Below are 17141 nucleotides of genomic sequence, written 5' to 3' on the forward strand. Positions count from 1 at the left end.
TCTTAGTGTAGTGCCGTCATTCACAAAATAAAAATTCCAAAAGTTGTCGGATTGATAACTTTTGGAAATAACGTTTATTTAACGGCGATTATAGCAAGCTGTTTCTGTAAAAACCGCCCGAATTAATTTGTGATTTTATTATTTTGGCTATTTGTAAACCCCTTAACTATTTGAAATTCAGGGTTTTTATAGATTAAGTCTATCGATTTATAGATAAAGCCTAATTTAACAGTAAGCGGTTCCATTGTATGATATAGGTGTCAACATATGTATTTAAATGATGGTTTTATACTTATTAGCTATTAGGAGGGATCCCTGTTGAACCTGAATCAACTATATTATTTCCGAACGCTTGCTGAATACCAGCACTACACTAAAGCTGCAGCTCACCTTTATATTAGTCAACCGAGTTTAAGCAACGCGATGAAATCACTTGAAAAAGAACTTGGTTGTGTTCTCTTTAAGAAAACCGGCCGTAACATTCAATTAACGGAATACGGCCGGATGTTTTATAACACCACATGCTCAACGCTTAACATCTTGGATGAAGGCAAACGCGAACTGCAACAAAAAATTAAAAGCGACGCCGGCATCATTAACGTTGCCTGTATCCCGACTTCGATCGGCACTCGGCTTCCTAATATGATCAAGGACTTTCAGTCCCGCGACGTCGGCTCGCCCTACTTCACCTTGCACGACGAATTCTCCGGTCCGATTCTGGAAGGACTTTCTAATGGTCGCTACGACGTTGGCATCTGTTCTCAAGACGTTCATTATAGTGACCTATCGTTTATTCCACTCTTTTCCGAGCCAATTGTCGTTATCGTAGCACCCGACCACCCGCTCGCCAAGGAAACGCACCTTGAACCGGAACAGCTCCGCCCATACGACCTCGTGACCTATCTGAAAAACACGCCGATTGGCCACGCGGTTCGCGACGAACTCAACGCGAAGTGTCCCAATTTAACCTTTGCGGAGTCTCTCGACAGCGAGGTCACGATTGCCGGGCAAGTGGCAACAAATCACTCGGTCGGCGTCGTTGCTAACACCATGTTTTTAGATGCTTTTAACATTAAACGAATCCCATTAGACGTTCCGGCTGACACCCGGATGGTTTACATTGCGTATAACCACACCCGTCAAATCTCGCCGGTCCTGCAAAAATTTATTGATTTCCTCAAAGCAACGAAACAAACACCCGTTGAAAATTAAGAAAGGTTGATTAGATGTCAGTTACAACTCCAATAAAATCAGTATCAGAACAATTAATAACTGCGCTAGGCGCACAGGCCGTTCGCACCGGTGATCAAATCACCGCCGACTGGGGCCACGACGAACTGGGAACGGTCGCGCACCGCCCCGATATCGTGGTGACCCCCAAGACAACTACCGAAGTCGCCAAAGTTGCAAAGTTAGCTAGTGCTGCTAAAATGCCGTTAACGACCCGTGGTTCCGGGACCGGCTTAGTCGGTGGTTGCGTGCCAACCGAGGGTGGGATCCTGCTCGACATGAGCGCGATGAACCACATCATCGGCCTTGATGAAGCCAACCTCACCGTTAACGTTCAGGCCGGCGTACAATTAAAAACCCTCGCCGACTACGCTCAGGATAAGGGCTACTTGTACGCCCCCGATCCCGGTGAAAAGACGGCAACCATCGGAGGCAACATTGCAACCAACGCCGGTGGCATGCGGGCCGTTAAGTACGGCGTGACCCGTGAATCGGTGCGGGCACTGACGGTCGTAACCATTGAAGGGCAAGTGCTACACCTTGGTGGTCAAGTCGTTAAAAACAGTTCCGGCTTTGACTTAAAGGACCTTTACATCGGTTCGGAGGGCACTTTAGGAATCGTGACCGAAGCCGTTTTGAAAGTTAGCCCGCTACCCAAAGTCAGCACGGGCTTATTAATCCCGTTTGATGACTTCAAGGCGGCACTCATCACCGTCCCGAAGATTCTACAGTCTGGTATCCTCCCGACCGCCGTTGAATTTTTCGAAGCCGACACCGTTAAATACTGGGAAGCCTTCAAAAAGCAAGCCTTTCCCCAATCCGGTGCCGCCGCTTACTTACTAATGACCCTCGATGGCCAGCAGGACGCCGTCGTCGAACAAAACTACGAAACCCTCGCCGAACTTTGCTTGGACAACGGTGCGACCGACGCCTACGTTCTTGATACCCCAGAACTTAAAGCCAACGTCTGGAAGGCCCGCGACAGTTTCTTGGAAGCTATCCAAGCGTCAACCACCACGATGGACGAAGCCGATGCGGTGGTGCCATGCGACCAAACCGCGGCCTTCGTCAGCTTTACCCACGATCTCGCCAAGCAAGAAAACGTCCGCATCCCCGGTTTTGGTCACGTGGGGGACGGCAACCTACACCTCTACGTTTGCCAAGACGACTACGCTGACGACGTTTGGCAAAAGAAGCTAATGACCGTCTTCACCGCCCTTTATAACAAGTCTATTGAACTTGGTGGGAAAGTTTCCGGTGAACACGGTATTGGCTACGCAAAGCGCCAGTACTTGCAAGCCACCAGTGACGCTGCTGAAATTGACACCATGCAGCGGGTCAAACAAGCTTTGGATCCAAATAACCTGTTGAACCCGGATAAGATTGTGTAACAATTTGTGACTAATTAAAGCGACCCCAGTACACGTGATGTGTGCTGGGGTCGCTTTTTCGGATGGAAATGTTTCACGTGAAACATTGGAGAGATAGATAGGTTTAACGTTCAACCTATCTAAAGCTGTCCCCTGTGCGGACAAGCACAGCAGCGGACTCTTGACCTATTTAAAATGACCTCTATCTAAAACCAACTTACGCAATTATCAGACCAGCTCACTACTCTTGACCTATTTAAAATGACCTCTATCTAAAACAGGTCACCAAACGTTTTAGCGAGTTCACTGACTCTTGACCTATTTAAAATGACCTCTATCTAAAACTCGTTACTTCTCATCGTTTTTCCCTCCTTGACTCTTGACCTATTTAAAATGACCTCTATCTAAAACAGTTTGGTGGTGATAACGATGTATCAGTTAACTCTTGACCTATTTAAAATGACCTCTATCTAAAACAGGTTATGCCCCCTGCAACAGGCGTTGAAAACTCTTGACCTATTTAAAATGACCTCTATCTAAAACGGTGGGTTAGATGGACGCTAAAACATTAAAACTCTTGACCTATTTAAAATGACCTCTATCTAAAACGAAAGCATATCAACGACCACCGCTGGACTAACTCTTGACCTATTTAAAATGACCTCTATCTAAAACAGATTGGGTCTACGAACAAGTTTTGCCATCACTCTTGACCTATTTAAAATGACCTCTATCTAAAACAGATTGCAGAAGAACGAATTAATGAATCATACTCTTGACCTATTTAAAATGACCTCTATCTAAAACGACCACTCCAGGTAATCACCATACACATTCACTCTTGACCTATTTAAAATGACCTCTATCTAAAACCTATTACTAGTATCACTACCGTTGCCTTTGACTCTTGACCTATTTAAAATGACCTCTATCTAAAACGCTGTTTTATTAGCAAATAAAAAAGACAGAACTCTTGACCTATTTAAAATGACCTCTATCTAAAACGCTTCTTTTTGCGCAGTCCCCTTTAATTTTACTCTTGACCTATTTAAAATGACCTCTATCTAAAACTGATATGGATGAAAAAACTGATAAATCAAAACTCTTGACCTATTTAAAATGACCTCTATCTAAAACGAAAATCGGAAACCATTTGAAATTGTTTCAACTCTTGACCTATTTAAAATGACCTCTATCTAAAACGAAGAATTAATGCTTGGTTCTGGGAAAAGCACTCTTGACCTATTTAAAATGACCTCTATCTAAAACAAGCTATTCAACCATAGCCGTTTAATGGTCACTCTTGACCTATTTAAAATGACCTCTATCTAAAACATTATCAACGTTGCCAAAGCAAACGCGTGAACTCTTGACCTATTTAAAATGACCTCTATCTAAAACCGCTTTTTCCACAGGCCATTTTCATAATCTTACGACCGCCAATCTACCAAATCTTCATCAACGTAGTAATAGCAAGGCATCTCGAATTTATCCTTACGACCACTTTCTGAATATTCGATGAGGATGACAGTGGCGTTTAATTCTTGAACCAATTGAGTAAGTTCTTGTAACTGCTGATACGTCACGTAATGACTAACATTCGTCAACACAATCGCTTTTTGTGATCCTAATTCAACGTGGGTCTGAATCAGGGTTTCTAACACCATTTCTGGATGGGCCTTTAAATCTGGCGGAAAACTAATGCCTACAAATTTGATAATTTGCTCAATATCCGGTAATTCACCAACTTCCAACGGTAAATCCATTAAAAAGCTAACATCCGAAACTTTGGAAACAACGTTTCGACTCTGATCAATCAGCGCAATCCGCTGTTCCTCTGCCATTATATCAATAATCCGTCGCTGAAGCTTTCGTAAGAACAGCTTATTTAAATCCACGGAAAGCATCAAGTCACCATACCAACTACACTGACTCGTCAGCGTTTTAGTGTGAAAGTTTTCATCACTAATACACAACGTGTCGGCACTATCTTGAAATCCCTGGCAAAAGTCGTAGTACATTTTACTGTGACCGATATCAAATACGTTAAATTGACCAGCTTGTACCTCAAACGGCTTAAAGGGATAGTACGTGATATTCAAATGACAATCGTCCTTTCTGCGGAATTTAACACATCATTACTGGGCTCACCCACGATATAGTGCATCGCCTGATACTGTTTTTCCGTCACCATCATCGTTTGAACTTTTCCGCCAGGCGGTGCTAGTGGAGAAATTCGCTTCTCGGTAAATTCAGCCGCCTTCTTATTGACGCAAACTCTGACATAGGCTGAATACTGCATCATTAGAAAGCCCTCGCGAATCAGAGCTTTTCTAAAATGACGGTAAGCGCGGCGTTGCTCCGACGTATCCATTGGTACATCAAACATGACTATTAATCGCATCACTCGATACCTCATCCGGAATGGTCACCTCAATCTTTACTTCATCCGTTTCACCACTTAAAAAATGCAAACAATTACTTACGTGTTCAGAAATCGCGTTACTTAGGTACGTCCTTCGCCCGTTAAATCCAATTTCAATACTCATTAACGAAACTAGTCCAATCTTCACGTCGGGCGTGAATTCTTGAAAAACTTGCTGGCTGACCCACTGATCAACAATCGGCCGAAACGGTTCCATTAAATCCGAACCCAAGTTAAACTCGTTTTCTTCACTCGCATGGTGGATTCCGATACAAGTTAAATAACCGTTTATCACAATTTCCCGGTTAGTTAGTGATAAGAGAATCGAATATCCGTAGTTTAACGCAGCGTTGACCGGCGTAAAGTCCCGGCGGATAAACTTTTGGCCAAACAATAGTGTAAAGTACTTATTCGCAACCACGGCTTCGCGATTGGTCACGTCATTCAGTTCTAATTTATCCAGCTCATCGACTAACGACTGTGGGTTTCCATCCATAAATTCAATGACTTGAATTTGATTTTGAATCTTACTGCCGATGTTCTTGGTCCAAAGATTATTAATCCGCTTTTCCGGCCACATTACCTGAGTACGGACAACCCTTGCCGTTCGTCGCGTTGGATAATAATCCGTTGTCTCACTAACCGGTTCTCCCTGATGATCCGTAAAGACAATTTTAACGTGTGCCTCTGATAGCGCACAGATTGCCGCACTCGTAATCACCGCTTGAGTCGTGCCAATAATCAATAGCTGAATATCACAAATCGGCACCGTAAATTTATCCTGATCCGTTTGAATTGCCAACCGGTTCATCGTGTACGAAATCTTTGCGTGTTGCGTAACTAGGACATTGCGCCATCCCATTTAAAAACCCCCTTGTAAATTTTATGTGTCCATGCTAATATCTAGTTGTGTTAGATTTTGACCTATTTAACATGATCTCTAGTGTTAAAATCAAACGAGGCTGCGTGCCGAGTTTCATCTTTTGAGTCCGTATTCGGACCACTTACATATGTACAAGATGTCATTCGATTACGAATGGCATCTTTTTTGTTGCTAAAACTTATAAATCGCGTAAACGGACAACGCGTTCAAACAAGCCGGTTGGTGACTGATAAATAATTTCCGCATCAGCAGTCAAGGTTATCCCGCTTGACCTTTGGAGCAATCCCAGCGGTGTACTGAGTCCGATTATTTTCAAATCTTTCCGTGCAGCATTAGCATGGATACCATTAAAAATATCTACTAACACGTCATACTTACCAACGGTAGTTTTTTTATCTTCTACTCGAGTATACGGTGGTAACTGCAAAAATTTTCCACGTCCCGCTGCTAATTTTTTACGATACTGATTAATGTCATAGAGCGTGAAGTAGCGATTAATTTGTTTAATTGTCTCATCAAACACTACCGTCATTTTTTCATCCGCTTGTTTCTGATATTTTTTAAAAACTCTTTGAACTTTCAATGGTAAGTACAATTGTTGCAAATTCAAATAATACTGATCTGATGTTAGTGCAAATCGATGAGCATTTCCCTTAATTGCATCCTTAAAAACTTGATTAATCTTCACGTGTGGCAATACCACTTCAAAACCTGACTTAGTTTCAGAAGACTTTTTCTTTTTACCGATTTTCACTAACGGCTTTACGACTTCAGCAACAGCTTGTTTTTCCGTCAGCCCACGTTCACGTAGTTGTCTAATTGTCTCAAGTTTCCATGCAGCAACTTTAACAACCTGGAACTCAAAACTATCCTTAGTCGAGACCTTCACAATCGCCATGTAACTAGTCGTTACACCAGAATATCCACCATACAATTCCGTTGTTAATTTCTGTTTCTTAGGAACAGCATCCTTTCTGCCTGCCTTGTAAATCGTCTGATTAAACAGGGCTCCGTGGTTCTCATACGCCGCTCGCGTCACCAAAATCCGTTTAAAATCATAAATCTTAGCTAACATTTGTAAATCATTATGTTTATGCCAAGCAACGTCATCAGTTCCTGGCGCGTAAATCACGTCCTTATTTTCTAACGGCTTCATGAAGTTAAAGCTTCTTAACTTAAGCTTACTCTTAGAAAATTTGCCATAAACAAATAATCGTTCCATTGATGGATAGCGTTTCATGAGATAAGTACCCAAAAACGCGGTTAGATAAGCATCAAAAGCATGGTGGTAATCATTAATATCTCGGTTCTTTGGAAAATTAAACGTTTGTCTGAACTGATGGGTTAAGCCCGCCTTCACTGAAACAATTGTCGTATCTGGGTACTGGTTTGCTAGTAAGCCCGCCACCAGTTTAATCACCTGACGCGTTTCTACGAGTTGGCGATTCACGAAACCCGAAGCGTACTTATCGATATCACCCGGTTTCATTTCTAAATGGTTCAGCTTCCGTTGTGTAATAAGTCCAAACGATTTGAGCTTTTCCCAATAGTATTTATATTGCTCACCAAAGGCAGCGAGTGGGAACTGGTCCCCCTTCGTCTCGTTATTATCTAACGTTGTCAATACTTTATTATCAAGCGAGTCATCCTTGATAAAGGATTGCGGCAAAATATGATCAACATGATAATCGACCTTATCAAGATCATTAATATTTATCGGCTGATTGGAATATAAATCACGTCCGTTTTGTAAGAAGTAGAGCGTCAATTTCTCGGTAAAGGCTGCCTTATCTTTAATCTTAGTTTTCAGTTCATCCTTAACGTTCTCATCCACAATTTCCTTCGCCAAATTCTCGTAAATCGTTTCAATTTGGCGTGAACGCGATACTGTTCTTTGCCCCGCTTTACCACCACCACGGGCAAACTCGATAAAGATTCGCTCTGGCTCTTGGCCACCCATTGCTTGCTTAATATCTTCCAGAACCCGCATGACTTGGCGAATGGCCTTTTTATTTTGTGGCGACGTATAAAACTCATCAATGACCTGGGAATAGCCCGTATTCGTGATGTCCGCAGCGTTAGCCGTTTGAATTTGTTGCTTGATTTCTTCACGGTTAACTAACCATATAAAATTATTCGGCGTATCCCAAAGTGACTGAATGATGGAACGACCACTATCATCCTTTAATTCGGTCAATAATTTTTGCGACAAGCGCCCCCAGCCCCGGTAGCGAATCTGGCTCAATCGGTGGCGTTGCTCGGCCGTTAACCAGTCAATTCGTTCCAACGCCGTTTTGAAAATCGCCGTATCTTCAAACGCGGTCGACCACAAAATAATTTTTTCGATGTCCGCTCGCTTAGTCTGATCTGCTAACGCTTCTGGCAAAATTTTTATCAAGTCGTTGTAGGTGGTTAATGCACTATTGAATTTCTTTAGATCGGCTAAACCGGTAATTTCTGGTGATTCGTCGTACTGACCAGTCGCCCGCAAGTAATTTTGAAGGTCTTTAATGCTGACCGTTCGTTTTTTCATAAACAGTTGTTCAAAGATGCTTTGTTTAAGTTTAGGTGGTAAAACATCCCCGTCCACTTTAACGTTATTTAACTCGTTTAACACCATAAAACGTTGGTATAGCAAACTTTGTTGTGGAAGCACGTCTTCACCGATTAGATAAGTATCCGTCGTCGTGAGTCGCTTGATAAATTCCACGGCCGATTGTTCGCGGTCCACCTTGTCATCAAAGTTCCAAGGTGTAATTTCCCCCGCACCCTTACGAACCATCCAAGCAAACTTAGCGTTCGAGGTCGCCTGCTGATCCTTAGTTGTAATCAACGGACCAGTATAGTAAGGCACCCTGAAACCAACCAATTCATCCAACTTATACGGGAACTTTCCACGTCGCTTAACATTCGGATTTTCGGTCCCTAACCACGGATAATACTGTTTCTGGTTAGCGATAATCCGATCCAATTCATTTTGATGGACCTGGTAAGGAATCGAACCATTTTGACTAGTTCGTAACTTTGGCATGTACGTTCCCAAGTCAATTTCTGCTTGAATCTGGTCCGCTAATTGATTTTTCTTCAAATCCGGTTTGAGTAATTTCTTCAACCGGTCTAAAAAGCCAGCCTGCGTTTTATCTTTACCAGAAATATACTGGTCATAAGTTTCCCGTAATGCGTGCCGTCGCTCAACATCGTCCTGCGTATCAATATATTTCTTTAGTAGCTCTAAATCAGTCGCGTGCTGATTATAACGGGCAATCATGCTTTGTGAAAAACTCATCCCTTCAGGAATTAAGCGCGCTAAATTAACCCCGTTATACAGCGCAATCACCGTTTCAATTAACTCACTCGCCTGGCTGGACATTTCCCCTTCGATTGTTGGGAGGCTATCTTGGCTATTTCCCATCTCAAAGGCCCATTCTTTTTTAACTTCCTGATCAACATCAGTCAACGTTAAAACGTCAACTTTGGTCTTGAAGTCCACTAACGCATTCGCTAATTCCGTAACGACTGCTTTTTGCCGTTTTTTCAATTTTTTATCAGCCGTATTAGCCTGATAAAGGAGTCCAATCAACTGCTTTTTCCGGTCCGACCCATTAACGTCTTTAGCGAGCAACACCCGTTTCTGCTCAGCTACACTGGCCTCATCAAGTATTAGTTCCAAGTTTAATTCGGGATCAATTTCATTAAGCAGTTGGTTAATCGTTTTTAACTTCGGACCAATTTCTAACGGCACACTTCGATATTCCGACGCACTCCCGCTACGTAAGAAATTCCCACGGTACTTCACAATGTGATGAATTGCTAAGTAAAGTTCCCGAACATCAAATTTTCGGTGCTCCGTCATCAACGCCTGACGAAGGTGATAAATTGTTGGGTAGTCGTGGTAAAAATCATGGTCCGTCCGGTCATTGAACAGTGTCTTCTCGAGACCCTTATTTTGCGGATCACGGGGCGAAATATTCGAATATTTCCGCCGGGTAAAAAAGCCCGGGTCGACCGCACTAATCGGTTGGTCAAAGATTTCGCGTAATAAACGTAACCGCCACTTCACCCGATTTAACCGCCGCCGGGTCGTCCGAAAACCCCGCCGATCAGCCGCAGCCTCCCCTTCCTTAAATAAGCGCGCACCAATGGCAACTTTTCCTTTAACCCGCATTAACCGGCCGTTCAAATCGGTAACTGTCCAGCCAACTGAACTAGTTCCGATATCCAGCCCAACTGCGTACTTTTTTTTCATCATTTTCCCCCTCCAATTATTAAAGCTTAAGCTTATTATCACCTATCCCACGTATCTAAAACAACCGCAAAATCGTTCGGCCTAAAGCGCTTTCAAAAACCCCAACAACGCCTCGTTAAACGCCTGAGATTGTTCAGCCATCACGATGTGGCCGGCCTCCGGAATCACGACGCTCTGGCCGTTTTCCGCCATCCGCGCAGCGACCGCCGCAAAGTCGGAATTGAAGTACGGGGATTGTTCCCCGGCAATCACCAAAAACGGCATCGTCATCCGGCAAAGTACGTCGCGCCAATCCTGAAACGCGTGGTTGATCAACAACGGTAACGTTAAAACGCCGTCGAACGGCGCCTGCTTCTCAACCGCTTTGACCGCTGCGTAGGTGGCATCGTCGATCTGGCGGTAAGTCGAACGCCCAAGTGGCTTCTTGAAGTAGTCCGGGAAATCGGCCCACTCAACTTGCTTGAAGCCGTACTGCCAGTCGTCGGTATTAATCATTTTCGGTGTCTGGTCGACATCGATTACCGCCTTGATACCAGCGTTACCGTACAATGATAGGTAAGCAAACCAGGTCGAGGCCCCCATCGAGTTCCCCAATAAAATCGGCCGGCTAACACCCAGCTTAGTCATTAATTCGTGCGCGTCGACCGCGTGCTTGCTAATTCGGAGTCCCTCAGCCGTGTGCTGCGATAGGCCCTGGCAACGGGCATCAATGTTAATGACCCGGTAACCGGCATCTAATAAGACCGGTATCTGGGCGCGCCAAATATCCTTGGAACCGCCGAACCCGGTTAAAATCACAACGGCCTGACCCTGCCCCTCATCGGTGTAGTCGAGCGTCACGTGGTCGGAAGTTTTAAATTTCATACGATAATCTCCTTTTTGAATGGTTAGTCAAAATCTTTTGGCGTCAGCTTTGCCAACTGTGCCAACCAAGTGTGGGTGGCGGCATCGGCGTCTTCCGGGACGACCGTTACCGGCCCTAACAAACTAGCCGCTTTGGCCCAGTCAACCGCACCGGTCGTGGTCAGCAATCCCGCCCGCAACTGGTCGACCTGGGTCGTGGTGACCGTTTCGAGCTGGCCACCCAACATGCCGAGCAACGCGTTAACGGCCAGCTGGGTCGTCAATACCCGTTGCCAAGCCGTGACCGTCAGGGGGTCGCTGAGTTGCAAGCGGGTCGCTAGTGGTACGGCCGGCACTTCTTTTTGAAGAAAGGCCTGTAAGTCGGCAAACGCCGTATCGATCAACGCGTAACCCTGCCACGGCAGCTGACGGTTAAATTGTTGCAACGTCGCGGTCGTTAGCGCCGTAACGTCCCAAGTAGTCGCTGACGCCGATGCCTGTGCAAGCCACTGCGTCAAAAAGTGCTGCATCGTTTTTCGTAAGACCGGTCGTTGCTGTTTACCACGGGTAAGGTGGTAGCGAACTTGCAAGAATTCAGCAACCGCCGCGGGTGCAATCACCCGGTCAGCGTGCGCTTGGTGCCGCTGTTTTAATTGGCGTTGCTTTTTTTGGCGGCTGACCCGCGCGTAGTGTCCCTGTTTTACCATGAATGTGCCACCCTTTCTCAACTTGATAGTGTTAATTTTACCGCAAAGCTTGGTAAAACAAAAAGGCCGTGACAATGGTCACGACCTTTGGCCCACTCTGAGCCTGCTTACAAGTTTTCTTCCGTTTTACCATGGTATTTTCGGAAGTAAATCAGCGTCATCACGGCGAGGAAGACCACGCCGACTAAAATCGAATAACGCGTTTCCGGATTAATAAACATGAATAATAACGTTAACGCTAAGAACGCCAGCGTCAAGTAGTTCGAATACGGTGATAGCGGCATCTTGAACGGGTGTCCGGCCATCTTAGCCGCGTTTTGTTTGCGAAATTCGATCTGGCTGACCAGAATGACGAACCACGGCACCATCCCCGGCAAGACGCTCGAACTATAAACCATTACAAAGATTTCACCGGCGTCCTTGAAAAACATCGGTAAGATGACGTTCAAGGCGACCCCAATTAAAATCCCGGCCGAAATGGCAATGACGGCGTAAAATGGCACACCGTGGCGGTTTAACAAGGTCATTTTGCGTGGTAACTGGTGATTTTCTGCCAGCGTATAAGTCATCCGACTGGCACTGTAAATCCCCGAGTTAGTCCCGGATAACGAAGCGGTGATCACGACAAAGTTGATAATTCCCGCCGCCGCGGTAATCCCGATTTTAGCGAAGGTTTGCACGAACGGGGAACCGATCTGGTTCAACTGGTTCCACGGATAAATGCTGACGATGACAAAAATCGCACCCACGTAGAAGATCAAAATGCGGGCCACCGTCGAGCGAATCGCCTTAACTAAGGTACTGCGCGGATTTTCGGCTTCACCAGCCGTGACCCCGATCAATTCGATCCCTTGATAGGACGCTAGCACGATCGACAGCGCAAACACGAAGCCCTTAACGCCACCGGTGAAGAACCCACCGTGTGTCCATAAATTGCTAATCCCAATGGGTTGGCCGTGGTTACCGAAACCGAAGATGATCAAACCTAAGCCGGCGATGATCATCAAAATAATCGTGACCACTTTAATGAGGGAAAACCACGTTTCCAGGGTCCCAAACATTTTAACCGATATCAGGTTGGCTAGGCACAAAAAGACGATCGCAATCAGGCCCGGCACCCAGTCCGGTAAGTTGGGCCACCAGAAGCGGCAATACCCACCCAGCGCAATCATTTCACTCATACCGACGACCACGAATTGGAAGACGTTACTCCACGCCGTCAGGAAGCCGAATACCGGGTGAATGTATTCGGAAGCAAACTTAGCGAACGAACCCGTATTGGGGTCCACGTACAACATTTCGCCCAACGCGCGCATGATCAAGTACAAAAACGCGCCGGAAACGACGTACGCAATTAATACCGACGGCCCAGTCCATTTGATGGTCGACCCCGATCCCATAAAGAGTCCGACCCCGATCGTGCCACCCAGCGCAATCATTTGCATCTGGCCCGTACTTAATTTTCTCTGCATATCTTACTCTCTTTTCATTAAATCAAAGAACAATCGATCCTTTTTTGATAGTACATAGCTTTCATCATAGCTAAAAAGCCGGCCTAACGCAACTCGTCTTCGTGAACCGCAACTTAAGTGAACCGGCTGGTTGCGCGGTCTGAACCGTTCTTGGTAGAATTTCATCGACTTTAACGGTAAGTCGCCGCTTTTTCGTATACTATTAAGGTAACGACGATTTATAGGGAGGATTAATATGGCAAACTACATTCAAGAAATTCGGGCACTGGTCGGCCACAAACCGATCATTCTCAACACCGCGGCGGGGATTCTCGTGAACGAGCGTAACCAGGTACTCTTAAACTTACGCACCGACACGCATAACTGGAGCCTCCCCGGCGGTTACTTGGAATACGGCGAGACTTACGCGGAAGGCTGCGTTCGTGAATATAAGGAAGACAGTGGTTTGGACGTCAAAATCATCGACCGCATCGACATCTTTGACCGCGGTGAGGTTCACTATCCCAACGGTGACGTGGCGCAAACCATCAGCGCGCTCTACCTAGTTGAGGCGGTTGGCGGCGCCACCCTCGACCACGCCACTAACGAAACACTCGGTCTCGACTACTTTGACTTCGACAACTTACCACCACTGCTAAACCAACAAACCGCCGACATGCTCGCAACCGCTAAGACTTACTTAGCCCACCGCGCGTAATGGCATACTAAAATCAGGTCGCCAGTAAACGTACTGGCGACCTGATTTATGGTTAGTGGTGCTGGGCGGTAAACCGCGTCAACTAATCCTTGTTTTTAATCTTGACTATTCAGTCCATATCATTCCAACTATGCATAAAAATCTCGCGCCAATCCGGATTTGGGGCACTTTCCGTCGGTTGCGGGTGCTCCGGGTGGGCGATTACGGCTAAACTGGCAATCGCCGTTAACGCCACCTGCTGAAAGTCAAAGGTGGCGTAGTTGTAAAAGGCCAAGTAGCCCACCAATTTCTGGTCATCATCCTGAGCCGTTGCCGTGTAAAGGTGGACCGGATAAATTGGCTGGGTCACCATGCCCACGCTCGCCATAAAGTAGTGCAAGGTCGCGATTTCATGGTAAACGACCGCGTGAATCAACGCCTGCGCCAACGTTTGGTTAACGTCTTCGAGCACGTTATCCATCAGCTGCACGTGCTCTTGATAATTTGCAAGGGCGTGGTAAGTGGTATCCCCCAGCGTGACCCGTAACTTTTCAACGGTCAAATCGGAAACGCTCGGTTCCAGGCACAAGCCCCCCTGATAGTTGGGCAGGCCCGATACCAGCAGCGCCGCCAGTTCCTGGCGGTTAAAAGTCGCGTGTTGTTGCTTCGGTTCGACCGGGGAAAATGGGACAACCGGCTGTTCTGGAAAGCGGAGCGCTGCCGCCAACGACGGTTGGGCACGCGGATCGCCAAACGGGACCCAACTCACAATGAAACCGTGACGCGCGTGGGTCGCAACGTCCCCAACCCGGTAAATGACCGACCGGGTGGCGGAAGCGTTACTCAAGTTATCATTCGCACCAGTCATCGGGACCGTACTCAACCCGACGACGTAAAAGCTATTGGCGTTGGTTAAAATTACGCCGTTTTCGGTCGGCGCCTGCCAGCGTTGAATCACCTGCGCCTCGGTGGTCGTGTAACAGGCGACCACGCTATTTTCCGTCACCTTTGACCAGTCGGGGGTAAGTAAATAACGCTGACTGACGCGTAATTCATCGGCCGGCGATAACCACGGCGATAGTGGTACGACCTGATAGGGTAGCGGCCGACCGTTGCAAGTAATCATGACGTCCCCCAACGGTGTATCGACCAAGTTATGGGGAATGGTCGCCAACTGGGGCTTGGTTGGGGCCACCACCCGTTGCCGAATCCGCATCGCGGCGACCGGACTAGCCTGCTCGCTCGTCCGCCACAGCATAATTTCCAAGTGCGGTTTAGCAGCATCCAGGACGCTGACAGTGCCGTAAAGCAGCTGCCCCTGGTCCAGTAAGTCGGCGTACACCTGATTTTGATAACGGGCAACGTAGCCCAAACGTGCGTGCGCTAGGGTCCAAACGGTGATGGCGTTATGGTCATGTTCGTTTTCCGCTTCACGCTGCAGTAGCACCGGCATGCCGATGGTCAAATCTGCGAACGCCGCTTCGACATTTTCCACGTAGCGCTGGCCCACCACGTTGACCGTGTCCAACGCAACGTCCGCACTAGCTGAGCTTTGTTCAGTTAGCTGAACAACTTCGTCCGCGTTGATGACGCGCACGTCCTCTCGCTGATTCTCGGCTTGAACCAGGAACTGGTGCCCCTGGTCAATAATTGCCATGACGCGGTAAGCCTGCTGATCCGTTGCGGTTATCCGCATGCCCACTTCCACTGCTTGCATTGACGCCACCCCTTTCAAGTCCCATTATACGAAAACGGTTCCAGTGATGAAAGGATTCGTTGGTAAAATAAAACGTTAATTTCTCATCACGAGAAATTAACGTTGTGCCAACTAACCTATTGCTTTTGCTGTAAATAACGGTAAACCTGTTGCCCAGCTTGGCGACCGAAGATAACCGTTTCGGCAATCGAGTTGCCACCGATCCGGTTATTACCGTGTAACCCGCCGACAACTTCGCCAGCAGCAAACAACCCGGCAATCGGGCGTTCCGCCGGTGTCAAAACCTGGGTCAGCGAATTGGTCCGGACGCCGCCCATCGTGTAATGGACCGCCGGCGCGATGTGAATCGCGTAAAACGGACCGGTCGTCAGTGACCGTTGCATCCCGGTCGTCCGCCCAAAGTCCGTATCGTTCTGGGCCGCAACCGCCTGGTTCCAGTCATCAACGGTTGTCGTCAGGGTGGCCGCCGAAACCCCCATTTGAGCAGCCAAGTCTGCGAGGGTCGCACCACTTTCGACTAACCCAACGTGGTCGTAAAAGGCGACGGCGGGCACTTGTTCCCGCACCGCTTGGTCAAAGACGAGCCAGGCATGGCGGGTCGTTAACCCGTCAATCGCGGCGGTAACGTTTTTCCGCGTATCCAGTTCATTCACAAAACGGTGGCCCGCGTGATCAACTAAGACGGCGCCTTCGCCTCGCACGGCTTCCCCAATCAGGTAAGCGTGATCGGTGTCCTGTTGAACGGTTGGGTGGACCTGAATTTCAGTCATATCAACTAATTCAGCGCCCACCGCCGCGGCCAGCGATAACCCGTCACCGGTCGCCCCCGGCTGATTAGTGGTCTGGTAACCCGCCAAATCGGGCCGGCACTTCGTAATCAGCGCCCGGTTCGCACCAAAGCCGCCGGTCGCTAACACGACACTGCCGGCGGTGATTTCCCGTTGTTGACCATCCGATAACGCCACGGTCACGCCGTCGACGCGACCGTTTGTTTCACGCAACCGTTGAACGGTCACCCCGGTAAAGAGCGGAATGTTGGCCGCAGCGACTTGTTTCAACAGTTCCGTGACCAAAAAGCCGCCCACCGGTGCCAAGCTACTCGGGCGGTGGGTCCGCGGTACCGTCATCCCACCGGTGATTGTTAGGGCGTCTAAGTTAATGCCGTGGGCGGCTAACCAATCAATGGCAAGGGCGCCGTGGGTCGTAAAGTATTCCAGTAAATCCGGATTGTTTTTACGCCCACCACCAACGAACGTTTCGTGATAAAACGCCCCAAAACTATCCACCACGTGGTGCGCCAGTTGAACTTGCGTTTCCGCGGCGTTCATCCCCGACGACGCCCGGGTGGTGTTGCCGCCAATTTTCGGCATTTTTTCTAAGATTACAGGCTTTAGTCCGAGTTCGTGGGCTTGAACCGCGCTGACTAAGCCAGCGCTCCCCGACCCGATAATCACCACGTCGTAACGTTCAGCCAGCGTGGTTAACGCGCTTGGTTGAAATTGAAACTTTGCTGCCATTCTCCATCATCCCCTCATTGTTTCGCACGGTGTCACCGAAATGTTTCACGTGAAA

At 47.4% G+C, this 17141-nt stretch carries 12 protein-coding genes and 1 CRISPR repeat array; of the genes, 3 read left to right on the forward strand and 9 right to left on the reverse strand.

Translation table 11 applies throughout. The features are described 5' to 3' along the window. Nucleotides 1-318: 318 nt before the first annotated feature. A complete protein-coding gene (locus tag FFM82_RS01735; protein ID WP_137644147.1) occupies nucleotides 319-1212 on the forward strand; it encodes a LysR family transcriptional regulator in 894 nt (297 codons plus the stop codon). A gap of 14 nt (nucleotides 1213-1226) precedes the next feature. Then, the gene (locus FFM82_RS01740; protein WP_137644148.1) at nucleotides 1227-2621 is read left to right on the forward strand and encodes an FAD-binding oxidoreductase; all 1395 of its coding nucleotides are present in this window, start codon (nucleotides 1227-1229) and stop codon (nucleotides 2619-2621) included. 156 nt (nucleotides 2622-2777) lie between these two features. Beyond that, nucleotides 2778-4001: a CRISPR direct-repeat array (repeat unit 36 nt; unit sequence ACTCTTGACCTATTTAAAATGACCTCTATCTAAAAC). Between the two features lie 29 nt (nucleotides 4002-4030). On the opposite strand, the gene csn2 is transcribed toward FFM82_RS01740, so the two are convergent. The 7 genes from csn2 to FFM82_RS01775 form a co-directional block, all read right to left on the reverse strand. Next, nucleotides 4031-4702: a type II-A CRISPR-associated protein Csn2 gene (gene csn2, locus FFM82_RS01745; protein ID WP_137644149.1), complete on the reverse strand. Its 672-nt coding sequence runs from the start codon at nucleotides 4700-4702 to the stop codon at nucleotides 4031-4033. After that, nucleotides 4699-5004 carry a CRISPR-associated endonuclease Cas2 gene (cas2, locus tag FFM82_RS01750; protein WP_137644150.1) on the reverse strand — a complete coding sequence of 102 codons (306 nt, stop codon included), beginning with the start codon at nucleotides 5002-5004 and terminating at the stop codon, nucleotides 4699-4701. Before cas2 ends, csn2 begins: the two co-directional genes overlap by 4 nt. Beyond that, entirely contained in the window at nucleotides 4982-5887 is a 906-nt protein-coding gene (gene cas1, locus FFM82_RS01755) for a type II CRISPR-associated endonuclease Cas1 (RefSeq protein ID WP_137644151.1), read from the reverse strand. The genes cas2 and cas1 overlap by 23 nt, the downstream gene beginning before the upstream one ends. Nucleotides 5888-6086: 199 nt before the next feature. After that, a complete protein-coding gene (gene cas9 / locus FFM82_RS01760; protein WP_137644152.1) occupies nucleotides 6087-10154 on the reverse strand; it encodes a type II CRISPR RNA-guided endonuclease Cas9 in 4068 nt (1355 codons plus the stop codon). Nucleotides 10155-10235: 81 nt separating this feature from the next. Next, nucleotides 10236-11018 carry an alpha/beta fold hydrolase gene (locus FFM82_RS01765; protein ID WP_137644153.1) on the reverse strand — a complete coding sequence of 261 codons (783 nt, stop codon included), beginning with the start codon at nucleotides 11016-11018 and terminating at the stop codon, nucleotides 10236-10238. A gap of 23 nt (nucleotides 11019-11041) precedes the next feature. Then, entirely contained in the window at nucleotides 11042-11704 is a 663-nt protein-coding gene (locus tag FFM82_RS01770) for a hypothetical protein (protein ID WP_137644154.1), read from the reverse strand. Between the two features lie 107 nt (nucleotides 11705-11811). Further along, nucleotides 11812-13176 (reverse strand): amino acid permease, encoded by a 1365-nt coding sequence (locus tag FFM82_RS01775; RefSeq protein ID WP_137644155.1) that lies wholly within the window; start codon nucleotides 13174-13176, stop codon nucleotides 11812-11814. Between the two features lie 235 nt (nucleotides 13177-13411). Here FFM82_RS01775 and FFM82_RS01780 point away from each other — a divergent pair, with 235 nt between their 5' ends. Next, nucleotides 13412-13873, forward strand: a complete 462-nt coding sequence (locus FFM82_RS01780) for an NUDIX hydrolase (RefSeq protein ID WP_137644156.1) — start codon at nucleotides 13412-13414, stop codon at nucleotides 13871-13873. A gap of 109 nt (nucleotides 13874-13982) precedes the next feature. On the opposite strand, the gene FFM82_RS01785 is transcribed toward FFM82_RS01780, so the two are convergent. Both FFM82_RS01785 and FFM82_RS01790 read right to left on the reverse strand, forming a co-directional pair. Further along, complete coding sequence (locus FFM82_RS01785) at nucleotides 13983-15569, reverse strand: HIRAN domain-containing protein (protein WP_137644157.1); 1587 nt, start codon at nucleotides 15567-15569, stop codon at nucleotides 13983-13985. Between the two features lie 116 nt (nucleotides 15570-15685). Beyond that, entirely contained in the window at nucleotides 15686-17086 is a 1401-nt protein-coding gene (locus FFM82_RS01790) for a flavocytochrome c (protein ID WP_137644158.1), read from the reverse strand. Between the last annotated feature and the right edge of the window lie 55 nt (nucleotides 17087-17141).

The organism is Lactiplantibacillus plajomi, assembly GCF_005405405.1.
GTDB classification, from domain to species: domain Bacteria; phylum Bacillota; class Bacilli; order Lactobacillales; family Lactobacillaceae; genus Lactiplantibacillus; species Lactiplantibacillus plajomi.